The organism is Martelella sp. K41-7 (assembly GCF_055808365.1).
Map to the genome: position 1 here is coordinate 63,699 of NZ_CM147867.1, position 13,934 is coordinate 77,632.

At 57.5% G+C, this 13,934-nt stretch carries 8 protein-coding genes and 8 pseudogenes; 9 read left to right on the forward strand and 7 right to left on the reverse strand.

The features are described from left to right. Positions 1-70 precede the first annotated feature (70 nt). Positions 71-932, forward strand: a pseudogene (locus tag AC0L7L_RS00280) (IS3 family transposase); the annotation flags it as partial. 7 nt (positions 933-939) lie between these two features. Here AC0L7L_RS00280 and AC0L7L_RS00285 read toward each other — a convergent pair. Continuing rightward, positions 940-2,215 (reverse strand): annotated as a pseudogene (locus tag AC0L7L_RS00285) (IS30 family transposase). Between the two features lie 43 nt (positions 2,216-2,258). Between AC0L7L_RS00285 and AC0L7L_RS00290 the strand changes: the two are divergent. Both AC0L7L_RS00290 and AC0L7L_RS00295 read left to right on the forward strand, forming a co-directional pair. After that, positions 2,259-2,531 (forward strand): annotated as a pseudogene (locus AC0L7L_RS00290) (integrase core domain-containing protein); the annotation flags it as partial. A gap of 438 nt (positions 2,532-2,969) precedes the next feature. Further along, a pseudogene (locus tag AC0L7L_RS00295) lies at positions 2,970-3,218 on the forward strand (IS110 family RNA-guided transposase); the annotation flags it as partial. A gap of 1 nt (position 3,219) precedes the next feature. Here the strand turns inward: AC0L7L_RS00295 and AC0L7L_RS00300 are convergent. After that, positions 3,220-4,056 carry an IS5 family transposase gene (locus AC0L7L_RS00300; protein ID WP_473511068.1) on the reverse strand — a complete coding sequence of 279 codons (837 nt, stop codon included), beginning with the start codon at positions 4,054-4,056 and terminating at the stop codon, positions 3,220-3,222. A gap of 78 nt (positions 4,057-4,134) precedes the next feature. On the opposite strand from AC0L7L_RS00300, the pseudogene AC0L7L_RS00305 reads away from it, so the two are divergent. Further along, positions 4,135-4,940, forward strand: a pseudogene (locus AC0L7L_RS00305) (IS110 family RNA-guided transposase); the annotation flags it as partial. 639 nt (positions 4,941-5,579) lie between these two features. Here the strand turns inward: AC0L7L_RS00305 and AC0L7L_RS00310 are convergent. Beyond that, the gene (locus tag AC0L7L_RS00310) at positions 5,580-6,677 is read right to left on the reverse strand and encodes an alpha/beta hydrolase family protein (protein WP_473511128.1); all 1,098 of its coding nucleotides are present in this window, start codon (positions 6,675-6,677) and stop codon (positions 5,580-5,582) included. A gap of 456 nt (positions 6,678-7,133) precedes the next feature. Between AC0L7L_RS00310 and AC0L7L_RS00315 the strand changes: the two genes are divergently transcribed. Genes AC0L7L_RS00315 through AC0L7L_RS00330 form a run of 4 tightly spaced genes read left to right on the forward strand, consistent with a single transcriptional unit; the run spans position 7,134 to position 10,668 of the window. Beyond that, complete coding sequence (locus tag AC0L7L_RS00315) at positions 7,134-8,156, forward strand: TRAP transporter substrate-binding protein (RefSeq protein WP_272209651.1); 1,023 nt, start codon at positions 7,134-7,136, stop codon at positions 8,154-8,156. Beyond that, entirely contained in the window at positions 8,156-8,713 is a 558-nt protein-coding gene (locus AC0L7L_RS00320; protein WP_272209652.1) for a TRAP transporter small permease, read from the forward strand. The genes AC0L7L_RS00315 and AC0L7L_RS00320 overlap by 1 nt, the downstream gene beginning before the upstream one ends. 20 nt (positions 8,714-8,733) lie before the next feature. After that, positions 8,734-10,038 carry a TRAP transporter large permease gene (locus AC0L7L_RS00325; RefSeq protein WP_272209653.1) on the forward strand — a complete coding sequence of 435 codons (1,305 nt, stop codon included), beginning with the start codon at positions 8,734-8,736 and terminating at the stop codon, positions 10,036-10,038. A gap of 36 nt (positions 10,039-10,074) precedes the next feature. After that, positions 10,075-10,668, forward strand: a complete 594-nt coding sequence (locus AC0L7L_RS00330; protein WP_473511131.1) for a peptidylprolyl isomerase — start codon at positions 10,075-10,077, stop codon at positions 10,666-10,668. Here the strand turns inward: AC0L7L_RS00330 and AC0L7L_RS00335 are convergent. From AC0L7L_RS00335 to AC0L7L_RS00350, 4 genes and pseudogenes are all read right to left on the reverse strand, one after another. Continuing rightward, positions 10,659-11,585 carry a LysR substrate-binding domain-containing protein gene (locus AC0L7L_RS00335; RefSeq protein WP_473511133.1) on the reverse strand — a complete coding sequence of 309 codons (927 nt, stop codon included), beginning with the start codon at positions 11,583-11,585 and terminating at the stop codon, positions 10,659-10,661. The genes AC0L7L_RS00330 and AC0L7L_RS00335 overlap by 10 nt on opposite strands. Positions 11,586-11,717: 132 nt before the next feature. Next, positions 11,718-11,798 (reverse strand): annotated as a pseudogene (locus tag AC0L7L_RS00340) (IS6 family transposase); the annotation flags it as partial. 54 nt (positions 11,799-11,852) lie between these two features. Further along, positions 11,853-12,035: pseudogene (locus AC0L7L_RS00345) on the reverse strand (IS6 family transposase); the annotation flags it as partial. Positions 12,036-12,233: 198 nt separating this feature from the next. After that, positions 12,234-12,404: pseudogene (locus AC0L7L_RS00350) on the reverse strand (IS5/IS1182 family transposase); the annotation flags it as partial. 300 nt (positions 12,405-12,704) lie between these two features. Here AC0L7L_RS00350 and AC0L7L_RS00355 point away from each other — a divergent pair. After that, a complete protein-coding gene (locus AC0L7L_RS00355) occupies positions 12,705-13,919 on the forward strand; it encodes an HAD-IIIA family hydrolase (RefSeq protein WP_272209656.1) in 1,215 nt (404 codons plus the stop codon). Positions 13,920-13,934 lie beyond the last annotated feature (15 nt).

Genomic DNA, 13,934 nt, shown 5'->3' on the forward strand with positions numbered 1-13,934 from the left:
CGGAGATTGGACCTGTCACGGAATTGTTCCGCTCTTTTGATAGCATTTACTGCAACAAAGGAGATGAATTATCGGACAGAAATGGACGAACGAATTTCGCCAAGATGCGGTGCGTATCGCGCTGACAAGCAGGCTGACGCGCAAGCAAGTGGCCGATGATCTCGGCGTTGGGATTCAACGCTGAACAAATGGATCACGGCACATCGAGACACTGACGTGGTTTCGCAAGAGAATTCAGGCCTCGCCAAAGAGAACGGACGGCTGCGACGTGAGGTTCGGCTTCTCAAGGAGGAGAGGGAAATCCTAAAAAAGGCCACCCAGTTCTTTGTGGGCCTAAAGCAATGAGATTTAGGTTCGTCGAAGAACACAGGGCCCATTTCCCCGCCAGCCGATTGTGCGACGTTGTCGGTGTAAGCACGCGTGGATTGCGTGCCTTCCGCAACCGCCCGGCCAGTCGCAGGCAGCGGTCGGACATGGTGACCCTGGCACATATCAAAGAACAGTCGCGTATCAGCTTGGGCCGTTACGGCAGGCCACGGATGAAGGAAGAATTCAAGGAGATCGGCCTGAAGGTCGGCCATCGCCGCGTTGGCCGTCTGATGCGTCAAAACGGCATATCCGTTGTGCGGACACGCAAACACAAAGTGACGACGGACAGCGACCATAAGTTCAACATCGCACCGAACCTGTTGGATCGTGACTTCAAAGCTGACGCGCCAAACCAGAAGTGGGCGGGTGACATCAGTTATGTCTGGATCCGCGAAGGCTGGCTGTATCTGGCTGTGATCCTGGACTTGCATTCTCGCCGTGTGATCGGCTGGGCCGTCTCGAACCGGATGAAACGGGACTTGGCGATCCGGGCGCTGAACATGGCTATCGCATTCAGGACGCCGCCCGAGAGCTGCATTCACCACACGGATCGCGGCAGCCAAGGCAGATTCAACCGGTCGTCGCAACACCCTTGATTATATCTTGTTTGAGCAACTGGTCGAGAGCCTCTGCAGGTGTGCGCCAGCCCAAAGTTTTTCGGGGCCTGGTATTCAGAGCATGCGCTACAGCGCTTAATTCATCGACCCCATGCTGGCTGAGATCCGTGCCTTTTGGAAAGTACTGGCGCAGCAAGCCGTTGGTGTTTTCGTTGCTCCTGCGCTGCCAAGGATTTTGAGGGTCGCAGAAGTAAATCTCGAGGCCAGTTTCGATACGGAGCTGTGCATGCTGAGCCATCTCCGCATCCTGATCCCAAGTTAATGATTGGCGGAGATGTACCGGCAGATCCATGATAGTTCCGGCGATGGCGTCGCGGACCGCTTCAGCACCATGCCTGGCAAGCGCCGGGCCGTTTTTGACAGACTTGTCCTTCCCATGACGTTCCATGCGTGGAAGGTGCAGGAGCATTGTGAACCGTGTCGTACGTTCGACCAGCGTGCCGATCGCTGAGCTGCCGAGACCCAGAATGAGATCCCCCTCCCAGTGACCGGGCACTGCTCTGTCACCTATCTCAGACGGACGATCACTGATCATCAAAGCATCTGTGAGGAAGGGCTTGCCTCGGTTGCGAGCACGTTCGCGGGGCAAACGCAGCGCTCGTCCAGAACGCAGACAGGCCGATAGCTCTCGCTTCAAGGCGCCTCGGCCCTGAATGTAGAGCGCCTGATAGATGGCTTCGTGGCTGATGCGCATGGTCGGGTTCTCGGGGAAGTCCAGCTTCAGACGCCGCGCAATCTGTTCCGGGCTCCAGGCTGTGGACCAGCGTCGACTTTGCCGCCTTCGGCCGTCGTGCTGCTCGATCAGCATGCCACTGCGCGGTAATGGCCCGATAGTCGAAGTCGCCGCCGCGTGTCGCCGAATTGCGCCTGATCTCACGCGAGATTGTGCTGGGCGACCGCCCCAGCTTGCGCGCTATAGCGCGCACTCCCGTGCCCCGCGCACATTCCAAAGCAATCTCCTCCCGTTCCCGAAACGAAAGGCAGCGGTTCGTGAGTGGTGCCGCTGCGGGCGAAAGATGTGTTGGAGGCATACCGCCTGAACTCCGAAACCACCGGATACCAACGGGGCCGGAAACGCCGGCTTCGGCGGCGGCTTCTTCACTGGACAGACCCGATGCTACTCCTTGCCAAAACCGGCATAGGTTCTCACGCTGCCACACCGGTGGCCGCCCTGGCGAGGACAATTTGCGCCGTGTTGAGCGTTCTGACTTCCGTTTCCCTGTAACCATCAACACCTCTTAAAGCGGGGTGTTGCGACGACCGGTTGAATCTGCCCAATACTGTTCTCATGATTATCAGAAGATCCTGCGCCGAAACGGGTTCAAAGTATCGATGAGTGGAAAAGGGAATTGCTACGACAATGCAGCTGTCGAGACATTCTTCAAGACCATCAAGGCCGAGCTCATCTGGCGGCGGTCATGGGAAACCCGGCGGCAAGCGGAGATGGCAATCTTCGAATATATCAACGCGTTCTATAACCCGCGCCGCCGACACTCAGCACTCGGTTGGAACAGCCCCGCCGCGTTCGAACGGAAAGTGGCCTAAACCAGCACTGGGAGCGGCACAAATACGCGACAGGTCCACCCGGTGGGATGACACGAATGGGACCGGGGGCGGCCTGTTTGGTTCTGAGCAACTAATATGGAATAGCTGCCTTTAGGTGTCGCGGGGCGGTGGTAGTAATCCAAGTTTCTGCACCGCGCTGGAGCATATCCATGGCGGGCTTGTGAACCTTTGTTGGTGGCCATCAGTCCAAAATCATTCGATGACGGACAACACCAGATATATTGGGCACCCAAATCCATCTGCTCGGACACGGCTCGTCGCAACATCATGAATCCCAAACATCATCGAAAATGAGTCAGATGGGGTATTTGGCTTGAGTCCCTCTCCAGCGGCGAGCATTGAGGTGCTGCGCTTCGAGTTAATGATAAAACGTGGTCTGTCGGAAACAGCCACAAGCATCAGGGAAGGAAGCGCAGCATGAAGTATTATGTCGGAATGGATGTTTCGGTGAAAGAAACCTCCGTATGTATCGTCGATGGAACGGGCAATATTTTCCGCGAGGTGAAGGCCATCAGCCACCCCGATGATCTCATTGGGGTTCTGAAGGGGCCTGACATATACATCGAGCGGATCGGACTTGAGGCAGGGCCGTTATCGCAATGGCTATTTGACGGTTTGGCCAAGGCCGGGCTGCCGACGGTTTGCATTGAGAGCCGGATTCAAAAGTTCATGATGGGAAACAATATCGTGCGAGGCGTCTGGTCATCACCCTGATGCTGGCGATGTTGACCCATGCTGTGGCGCTTGCGATGGACTTTTCCCAATCTTTGGCCAACCGACGGCATCGTCCGAACCAGCCGAAGGTGCGCTCCACCACCCATCGGCGGGGCAGAACCTCAAAGCCTTTCGCTATGTCGGAGCGCTTGATGATTTCAAGGTTCCATTGGCCGCATCCGCGCAGCGCTTTTCGCAACTTCTGCCCGGCATAGCCGCCATCTGCGAAGACATGGCGCAACCAGGGGAAACGGTAGCGGATGGCTTTCAGGACATCGGGCGCACCGTCGCGGTCCTGGATATCGGCAGCATGGACATGCGCGAACAGCATCAGCCCGATCGTATCGGTGATGATGTGGCGCTTGCGGCCCTTGATCTTCTTGCCGGCGTCGTAGCCCGAAACCCCGCCGCTTTCGGTGGTCTTGACACTCTGGCTGTCGATGACACCGGCTGTGGGCGAGGCCTCGCGCCCCTCCAGTTCGCGCGTAGCGCAGACGAGCAGATGATTGATGGTCTGCCAAAGGCCGATGTCGCGCCAGCCATAGAAATAGCCTCGCACCGTGGAGACCGGAGGGAAGTCCTTCGGCAGAGCCCGCCATTGACTGCCGCTGCCCGCAATATAAAGGATCGCGTTCACCACTTCCCTCATATTCGTTTTCCGTGGCCGCCCGCCGGGCTTGGCCAGCGGTATCAGTGGAGCAATTACAGCCCACTCACGGTCCGTCAAATCGGTTGGATAGCGAAGGCGATCCCGGTTATGCTGCAGGCGGGTGATATCATTCCAGGGCATGCGATCCTCCACGTTCTTGGCAGAGGTGGTTGAATCACATCCTTCTGATATCACTCAACAACTTTTAAATCGGGCTCTGAGACCCGCCACACCAAAGCCTTTCTCAAGGCGCAGCCCAATAAAAGCGATCGCAACGATGCACGCGGGATCGCACAAATGATGCGGGTCAACCTATTTCGTCCCGTGCATGTGAAAACGGTGATCAGCCAGAAACGCCGCGCATTGCTGACCGCACGCAAGGTACTGCAGGAAAAAGCAATTGCCGTCGAGAACGACATCCGTGGCCTGCTACGCAACTTCGGTTTGAAGGTCGGCATAGTCGAAGCTGCCATGTCGAAGACCGCATTCATGAACTAGTGGAGGGGATGTCTGACCTGTTCATGATCATGGACCCGCTGCTTGCGGCAAGGCGGAAACTGCGAGAGGAATTCTCACGACTGCATCGGAAGGTTCTCTAGATCGCGCGGGACGATACAGTCTGCACGCGCTTGATGACGGTGCCCGGCGTCGGCCCCGTTACCGCGCTCGCCTTTATGAGCACGATCGACGTTCCTGCACGCTTTCGAAACTCATGATCCGTAGGACCTGCCCTCGGTCTTACGCCGAAACTCAATCAATCCGGCGAAAGCCATCGCATCGGGCGCGTCTCCCTATGTGGGGACGCCATGATGCGAGCCCTACTATATGAGGCGGCGCAGGTGATGCTCACGCGTGTGAAGAAATGGTCATGGCTGAAAGTCTGGGCGATGAACCTCGCCAGGAGAAGTGGCCAACGCAGGGCAATCGTTGCACTCTCGCGCCGGCTGGCCGTCGTCATGCACCGCATGTGGTGCGACAACTCCGACTTCTGCTGGTCAAAGAATAATAGGTCGGCGGCGCGTTAAGCCGCCGCCAGTCGGTAACTTCAAGTTCTGCCTTCGGTGGAAAGATGTCCTTCGCGGGAAGAGGGATAAGGTGAGTTCGCTATGGGCTCTTGTATCGATTGCGCCATCGCGATCAGGACGCGAGTTAGATTGAACCGCCTCATTCTCCTAACCCCATGCTGGGAGGGCCAAAGAGCCGATCCCGAAGAGAAGCGCGGCCCCGCGAATGACGTCACACTCCGATGAAGTTAGAAGCTCGAACGTGCTTGACATCAGGGCGCCGAATAGAGAAGAGCCCCTATTTCAGGCCTAATCACAGTCGAGGCCAGATGGCCGGTTGAACTCCTATCAAAAAACACGACGCAGGCATGAGTGGCCGACTTTTGCTCCGCCAAATGGCCCGTTTTCACGCCCATTGAAAGGTAAATCGGACTTGGCTACGCGCCGCTTGCATGTACTCTTGCTTGTTTGCTGCCCCTCGAACGTAACAATTTGATCAAGGCGCAAAAGATAACTGCGGGCGCGATCGAAAGGAAGCTAAAGGAGTTCATCGAAGCCAGGAATGTCGTCAAAAGCTTCCACGAGAAGCTGCGTCACAAGGCCAAAGACGAGGCGCTTTCAAATCCGGAAAGCCGCTCAAAGGCGAACGAACATGCTTCATCATGGTTTTGTTGCGAGCAAACCAGCGAAGGCGGGCCAGGCGTCGTCTGAGTAAAAACGGTGTCCGCCCTCTCCGATAACGAGTTTGATCGCGCCAACTTTTCCCAAACGCTCGAAAATTGCCTCTGCCGTTGCAAAAGCCTCTTGCACGCCTTCATACGGGAAAAGCGGGTCATGACGGCCCATGACGATAAGTACTTTGGTGTCGTCTATGGCGGCTGCGATATCCGGGAAGTCGAACCATTCCAGCATGCCTGGGATATAGTTGTCCGTGCAGTGATCGATGGCGCCGATGCTGCGGGCGACGGTGCAGAAGCATGATGCGGCGATGATGCCCTTCAGCCGCGGCTCGAGTGCGGCGGCATACCAGGCGACCGTTCCGCCGCCGGAATTGCCCATGACATGAATGCGCTCGGGGTCGAGAAACTCGAACTCGGCAACTGCATCGCAGGCTCTGATGACGTCGAACACCCTTTCACCGAGCAGGGTACGTCCCAAAAGCAGAGCTGTCATCGCTGGATGCTTGCATGTCCGGTTATCGTCGTTGATCGGCAGGTCCAGGGTGCGCCTGCAGCAGTCGGCGCGACCGTCGCCGCGAATTCCGAAAGCGCGTTGCTCCATCGCGATGGCGGCATAACCGTTGTTTACCGCCTGGATCGCGAAATCTCGGTCGCCACCGATATGATCGACGTCGCAGCCATGCACCACCTCGCCGAGCGAGATATGCATGCCTGTGGTGTGGCCCTGCAGGCAGATCATTACCGGCAACGGGCCTTCGACATTCTTAGGAAGCAGCATCACGCAGGGCACTTCGGCGCCCGGCTCCGCCTCGAATATGAAATCCTGCCGGCCATGCGTGCCGCAGTCGACGCGTTCTCCGACCGCCTTCACCACGCTGCCTGCGGGCTTCTCGTCCGGCATGCCGAGAAGTTCGGTCAGCTTGGCACGGAGCGTCTCGGGCCAGTCGGCGTTGCTTCCGGCATGTTCGAGGGAGAGCTTCCGCGGTGCCTCCTCGATCATCCGGCTATGCAGGCCGGTAGATGCAAACGTCGGGCGTTCGGCAAGCGAGAAGGTGAAGGATTTGGGCGATGTGAGCATTCGGACGACCTATATTCAATGGATTTGGCATTGCCGGAATAGCCATGATGCAACGGCGCTCGTGTTCTTGCGCGCGCCCTTGCAGACAAAATGAAGTTGACTTCCAACCGCTACGGAAGAATTCGCTCGCACATAAAGAGGTTTTCTGAAACCGCAGTCTCTCCGATGAGTTGCACTTCCCCTGAAAAAAGAAAGTTTGTTAAAATAATTCAATTATTTATTTTACCTATAAGTTGATAGTCGACATCGATGGCCGCTCCGAAATCTGTATTGGGCGATGACAACCTTGCTTTGGCTTTTCCTCGCGCAGCCAGCGCCAATATCTGAAAAAACCTCTCAAAACATTCGGAAAATAAATAATTGACGCTCCAGCGCCGACTGGCCAATGCTCTGACGAATATCAATGTCGCTGGCTGTGCTGGCTTGCGGCAGTCAAACACAGCAGACGGGGAAGACATGAAACAAGATCGCCGCACATTTCTGAAAACAACCTTGATGACCACTGGCGCCGTCATGGGTGGCGGACTTCACAACTTTGCTTTTGCCGCAGATACCATGCGCTGGGACATGGCCGACGAGTATACCGAGGCCAATCTCAGCGGCAAGGCCGCCGTCAATTTCGCCAAGCTGGTCAGCGAGCGCCTCGGCGATCGTCTTTCCGTACAATATCACGGCGGTGGTACGCTGGGATACAAATCCGCTGAACAGTTCGATGCGGTCGAGGATCGCGCCGTTCAGTCGGCCGTCACCGTTCTGACCCAGCTCGGCGGCGTCGATCCGCTGTTCGAGCTGAGTTCGCTGCCCTTCGTCGCCCAAACGCCGGACGAGGCTTTGTTGCTCTGGCAGATTGCGAAACCCGAATATGCCAAGGTATTCGCAGATTACGATCAGGTGTTGCTGTGGGCCGTGCCGAGTCCGCCGAGCGGTATCCACGCCAAAATGCCGATCACCAGCCCGGAGGCGCTGAAAGGTCTCAGGATCCGCAGCTATGACGCCAATTCGACCCGCACGCTTGCCGCAGCCGGGGCCGCACCGCTGCAGATCGCCTGGTCGGATCTGACGCCGCAGCTTTCCACCGGCGGCATCGATGCGCTGCTGACGTCGGGCGAAAGCGCCGAAAAGCTGACGCTTTGGGATTACGTCAGCGACTTCACCGAGCTCAATTACGCCATGGCGCTTTCGGTCGCCCATGTCCACAAGGACGACTATGACGCACTGTCGGATGAGGACAAGGCAGCACTCGAGCAGATCTGTGCCGAATGCGACAAATACAACTGGGACCTGATGCGCGCCTCGATCGACCGCGCCTATGAGGTCATGGATGACAACGGCATGACCGTGACCCATGCCGATGCAGTGCCCCAGGACATGTTCGCCTTCCTGCAGACAGCCGCCGATCCGGTGGTTCAGAATTGGCTCGAAGCTACCGGTGATCGCGGTCAAGCCATCCTTGATGCGTTCAAGTCCTCGAAGTCCTGATGAGCGCCGCTGAAACGCTTAAACCGGCCGGCCCGAAAGGGCCGGTCTGGCTGCAGTTCATCGCTGCGGTGTCGCAAAGGGCGAATATGACCGCGGCCTATGTCGCAATCACCATCGTCGTGCTGATGACGGGACTGATCCTGCTTGAGATCGGGCTGCGTGCCTTTTCACTCTCAACACACGTCACGGATTCCTGGGTTGCCTACGCGGTTGCGGCCGTGACATTTCTCTCAATGCCCTGGGTTCTGGAGCAAGGCAGCATGCTGCGCGTGAGCGTAGTCATCGCCCGGCTTCCACCCGCAGCCAGCAAGGTTGCAGAGTTCTTCGGCATCGTCCTGAGCCTCGCCGCAGTACTGTTCGTGCTGAGCTATCAATGGGAGACGGTGGGAAAGCTCATCCGTCGCGGAACGCTCAGCGGCGATTACATCCCCGTTCCGCTCTGGATTCCGGCACTTATCTTCCTCATAGGCCTGATCCTCTTGGCGCTGCAGCTTCTGGTGATGCTCCTGCGTCTTCTGGTGCTGTCTGAAAGCAGCGAGACCAGCCTTTCCCTCTGACCGAAACCGCGAAAGTCAAGATGACCACTCTGGCCGCAACCGTTCTTCTTCTGGGGCTCCTTGTCGTCACCCTCGGCGCTGGAATCTGGATATTCTCCGCCCTCCTGATCGTCAGCATCGCCTCGCTCTATTTCGGCCTTGGCTTTTCGCCCGACCGGATCGGCGCGATCGCGTCCAAGGTCATCGCCAACAAGGCGGTCTCGTGGGAACTGGCGGCCGTCCCGATCTTCCTCTGGATGGGCGAAATCATCCTGCGCACAGATCTTTCGCAGCGCCTTTTCCGCGGGCTTTCACCGCTGGTCGCGCGGGTACCCGGCGGCCTTATCCACACCAATGTCCTTGGCTGCACGGTGTTTGCGGCAATCTCCGGCTCCGGCACGGCGACGACCGCCACCGTCGGCAAGATCACCATTCCCGAACTCACGCGTCGTGGCTATAATACCTCGCTTTCGGTCGGCTCTCTGGCCGGCGCCGGCAGTTTCGGGTTGCTGATTCCGCCATCGATCGCAATGATCGTCTATGGCGTGCTAGCCGAGGTCTCGATCACCCGTTTGTTTGCCGCCGGCGTGCTGCCGGGCCTGATGATGGCCGGGTTGTTTTCCGGCTATATCGCCATCCGAAGCGCGATTTCCAGGCACAGGCCCGAGGACGCGACGGACCGCATGACCATGCGTATTCTGTTCGCCTCCATTCGTGACCTGATGCCGATCACGCTGGTGATGGTGGTTGTGCTCGGTTCGATCTATTCGGGCCTTGCGACGCCTTCGGAGGCAGCGGCGGTCGGACTGGCAATCGCCATGGTGATCGCCGGGATCGGCCGCCAGCTTTCGCGCAGAATGTTGCTGGAGACGCTGCTGAACGCGGTCCGGGTTTCGACCCTGCTGTGCGTGCTGATTGCGACATCCTCGCTGCTGTCGGCCTGTCTCGCCTACATGAACCTGCCGGAGGAGATCAAAATCTGGTTTTCGCAGGCGGCGTTCTCGCCTTACATGCTGCTGTTCGTGCTGGCGCTGCTTTATATCGTCATGGGTATGTTTCTCGACGGAACGTCAATCACCGTGATGACGGTGCCAATAGTGCTGCCTGTGGTCGTCGCCGCGGGCTTCGATCCGATCTGGTTCGGAGTATTTCTGATCATCATGATCGAGTTGAGCGCCCTGACGCCACCCATCGGGCTCAACCTGTTCATCCTGCAGGGGTTGACCGGTCGGGCAATCAACCGGGTGACGCTCGATGCGCTGCCATTCTTCCTTCTGATGTGTCTGGGAACGCTCATTCTCACATTGTTTCCGATTGTCGCGCTCTGGCTTCCAAGCCTCCTTTAAGGTGCCGCTCGATCCGTCGAAACAAGACAGGCCAAGATGACCAACCCATCCAACCCGATTGTCGAATTCATCTGCGACTTCGGTGCAATCGAAATCGAACTCTATCCGCGGCAGGCCCCCCTCACGGTCCGTAACTTTCTTGGCTATTGCGACAAGGGCCTGCTTGACGGGGCATCCGTATTCCGCATCGTGACGCCGGAAAACGACCGGCCGGAGCGGCTCTGCGACAGCCGTGCGGTCCAATGGGGCTGGCGACCCGAAAAGACCGGATACGATCCGGCGCTCGGGCGCGGCTGGGACCCGATGGACGCGCCGGAAAGCCTGCCCTTTCCCCCGATCCCGCTCGAGACGACCGAAGTCACCGGCCTTCGCCACCAACGCGGGACGGTCTCGATGGGGCGGGATTCCGCCGGGCTCTCCGGTCCGCATTTCTTTTTCTGTGTAGAGGATGCGCCCTATTTCGATTTCGGTGGCGCACGCAATCCCGATGGACGCGGCTTCGCGGCCTTCGCGCAGATTGTCTCGGGACTTGCGGTTCTCGACAGGCTCTACGGGCTCGCCGAGCCGATCACATGGATGATGACCCCCTATCCGATCCGCTCGGTACGGCGGAAAGCGGCTCAGCTATAGGTCGTTAGCCAGTTGTGAGAGGCATCCGCCATCGCGTTGGCGGCGGTCATGATCGCCTCGAAGAAGGCCGTCGCTTCCGGTGACAGATCCGCCGTCTTTTCGCGCAGCAGCGCGAACTGATTGGTAATGGCCGGGTCGAAGGGGCGCACCGTCAGGCTTTTGTCCGGATAGCCCTCGAGTAGGATCGCATCGAGGATCGAGATACCGACACCCGCCGATGTCAGGGCGCAGGAGCCCGTCAGGGCGCCGGTCTCAACCACGCTTGTCATCCGCACGCCTGCCTTGCGGAACGCTTCTTCGATCGTGAACCGCGCCTCGTGACGGCGCGATTGCAGCACCAGCGGCTGGCCGGCAAGATCGCGCGGCGTGATCCGCTCGCGGTCGCAAAGCGGGTGCCCCTCAGGCAGAACACAGACATAGGCGCTCTGCATGATCGTCCGCGCCTCAACCGCTCGGTTGGAAATCGGCATGTGCGCGATGCCGAAATTCCACTCGCCGGACGCGACAAGCTCAACCGCCTCCTTCGATGGCAGATACTCCAGCGTGACGCCGATGCCGGGATTGCTTCGATGCAGGATGCGCAGGGCTTCGGGGATAACGCTGACCACGAAACATTGCGGCAGCACCACCTGCAGCCAGGCGGATGAGGGTGTCGTCAGGCGGCCCGCTGCATTTGTCAGCCGTTCGATGGAGCTGAAGGTCCGGTCGACTTCATCGAAAAAGGACAGACCCTCGGTCGTCGGCACCAGTCGTTTCTTGACTCTTTGGAACAGTTGAACGCCAAGCTCGGCCTCGAGCGAGGTGATCAGATTGCTGACCGTTGGCTGCGACAGGCCGAGGGTGCGCGCTGCCCCGCTTACGGAAGCTAACTTCACGACGGCCCTGAAGGCTTCGAGCTGCCGCATCTTGATTTCCATCTGGCACCAACTGTCCTAGTAAAGTTACGGCCTTCGAACTTAGCTTTGTTCGCAGCCCTTGGCCACCACCAACCTTAATGGTGGCGTCGCCTTAACCGGGCACAGCCCGCGATCATTGCTTCGAGGTGAACTTCACGCTTTGATCGACAAGGCGATCTCACGCCAGGTGGTGCTGGCGTGGCCGCGGAGTTGGCGATGATCGGTGGCGGTCAGGGGTATTGCCAAGTTGTTTGTGATTGGTTGCAAGGCGGCGCGGCTGCCGCCTTTTCAAGCAGTCATTTCTGCAGTGTAATCGGACCACAGGCCGAAGGCATCTGCCCTGGCGTGTCGCCAGGAGCGGGCTGGGAGGTTGTACCGGCGGGGACGAAAGATGGCATTTATCTGATCGTGGGCTGACAGGAAGCGCTGTGCTTGGCGGGGCGATTTGAATATCTCTCTTCGAGACGTCGGGGTTCATGTGCCGAGGCTTCGGCATCTCCTTTGGAGCGGATACCTCAGGGAGGCAACCAGAACCGTGAGGCAAATTCTCTATCAGTTGGACACCCCGATTTGAGCCGGTACGACAAAAAAAACGGTCCTTGATGCGGCTTTCCGGTCATTTCGGTGTCTGAGTGTTTGGCATTTCAGCCCCTTCCCGGGGCCTCGTCGTCATGCTCCGCTACGTCTTCCTTCGTCGAAGACGTAGCGGAGCATGTTGTAGGCGATATTGGCCATGCCGATCTTCACCTTCGCCCTGTTGATGCCGATGGTTCTGATGAAGAGCTTCATCTTGCCCTTTTGCCTTGCGGACACATGATCGACGGCGGCCCTGACCTTTGACGTGCGGCATGGGTTTCCCTCTCATAGATCGATGCGAGCGCGAGAAGACGCCGGGTCAGATCGGCATTGCATGTCTGTCGAGCCAGAAGCCTCAACCTGGCCCCATCAAAATCCAACCGTAGAGAAATCGCTGAACCCTTTGTCGTTTCAGATGACTATCCCTTGAATGTTGACAATCTCAAGCTCACTGCTTTAAAGCACCCAGAGAGCAATAGTTCTTGGTATTTTTATTATAAATCCATGACGCAGTCTGCCAGTTTTACTGTCCTGTCGCGTTGATAAAATAGGTTTGAATGAGCTATGGGAGTTGAGCAGGCAGTTCTCCTTGTAGGCGGACAGGGCACGCGATTACGATCAATGGGCTTCGATTGCCCTAAACCTATGGTCGAAATCGGCGGGCGTCCTTTTCTCGAACATGTTATTCGACATATTTCCCGCTATGGCATACGCAGAATCGTTTTGGTCGCCGGATACAAGGGCGACATGGTCGTGGATCGCTATCACGGTAAAAGCCTTTACGATGTCGAACTGACCGTCGTAGTCGAGCCTCGTCCTCTTGGGACGGCTGGCGCTCTGGTTTTCGCAGTTGAATACCTGGATGAATTCTTCGTCATGTCGAACGGAGATTCACTGTTTGATGCGGATCTGAGCACATTACTCGGTCAGGAACTGAAGCCTGGCTCCAACGGTCGCCTGCTGTTATCCGAGGTAGAAGACGCATCGCGCTATGGAGCTGTGCATGTAGATCAGGATGGCCTTGTCCAGGCGTTCATGGAGAAGCAGCCCGATAGCGGACGACAGATGGTTAATAGCGGTGTTTGTTTGCTTCGACGAGAGGCAATTCTCGCTTCAAATTTGACATTTCCTGCATCAATTGAAGCGGATGTTTTCCCATCATGGGTTGCTTCAGGCAATCTTGAGGCATGCGCGGGCGAAGGCTATTTTATCGATATTGGGCTTCCCGAAAGCTATGGTCAGGCAAGCGCCGAACTGGTTGATGCAATTTCCCGGCCTGCAGCATTTCTCGACCGTGATGGCGTTATCAATGTCGATAATGGCTATACCCACGCCGTAGAAGATCTCGTTTTTACCCCAACCGCAATTGACGGAATCCGCGCGCTCAACAGAAGCGGCTATTATGTCATCGTGGTCTCCAATCAGGCAGGTGTGGCCCGTGGATATTATGACGAGTCCGCCGTGCGCCGATTTCATGCTGCAATGAACGCTGAACTTATCAGACATGCCGCTCATATCGACGCCTTCTATTTTTGCCCTTACCACCCGGATGCCGCCATTGAACGCTATAAAGCCGATCATTCGCACCGAAAGCCCAATCCAGGCATGATTGAGGACGCGTTCAATGATTGGCCGATAACCCGGGCAGGCAGCTTTCTGATTGGCGACAAGGCTTCCGACATAGAGGCCGCACAGAATGCCGGTATCCCGGGGACGCTGGTCGAAGCGAATTGGTGTGATCTTGCTGCCGTTGTCCGCAGCGCAACAACCGGTAAATAGACCCTACTGGAGACG

What these genes read in the sequence shown, in the direction of transcription:
- AC0L7L_RS00310 (WP_473511128.1), bottom strand. Translation starts at nt 6,677, where the DNA reads ATGCTCACATCGCCCAAATCCTTCACCTTCTCGCTTGCCGAACGCCCG.
- AC0L7L_RS00355 (WP_272209656.1), top strand. Translation starts at nt 12,705, where the DNA reads ATGGGAGTTGAGCAGGCAGTTCTCCTTGTAGGCGGACAGGGCACGCGA.
- AC0L7L_RS00315 (WP_272209651.1), top strand. Translation starts at nt 7,134, where the DNA reads ATGAAACAAGATCGCCGCACATTTCTGAAAACAACCTTGATGACCACT.
- AC0L7L_RS00325 (WP_272209653.1), top strand. Translation starts at nt 8,734, where the DNA reads ATGACCACTCTGGCCGCAACCGTTCTTCTTCTGGGGCTCCTTGTCGTC.
- AC0L7L_RS00335 (WP_473511133.1), bottom strand. Translation starts at nt 11,585, where the DNA reads ATGGAAATCAAGATGCGGCAGCTCGAAGCCTTCAGGGCCGTCGTGAAG.
- AC0L7L_RS00330 (WP_473511131.1), top strand. Translation starts at nt 10,075, where the DNA reads ATGACCAACCCATCCAACCCGATTGTCGAATTCATCTGCGACTTCGGT.
- AC0L7L_RS00320 (WP_272209652.1), top strand. Translation starts at nt 8,156, where the DNA reads ATGAGCGCCGCTGAAACGCTTAAACCGGCCGGCCCGAAAGGGCCGGTC.
- AC0L7L_RS00300 (WP_473511068.1), bottom strand. Translation starts at nt 4,056, where the DNA reads ATGCCCTGGAATGATATCACCCGCCTGCAGCATAACCGGGATCGCCTT.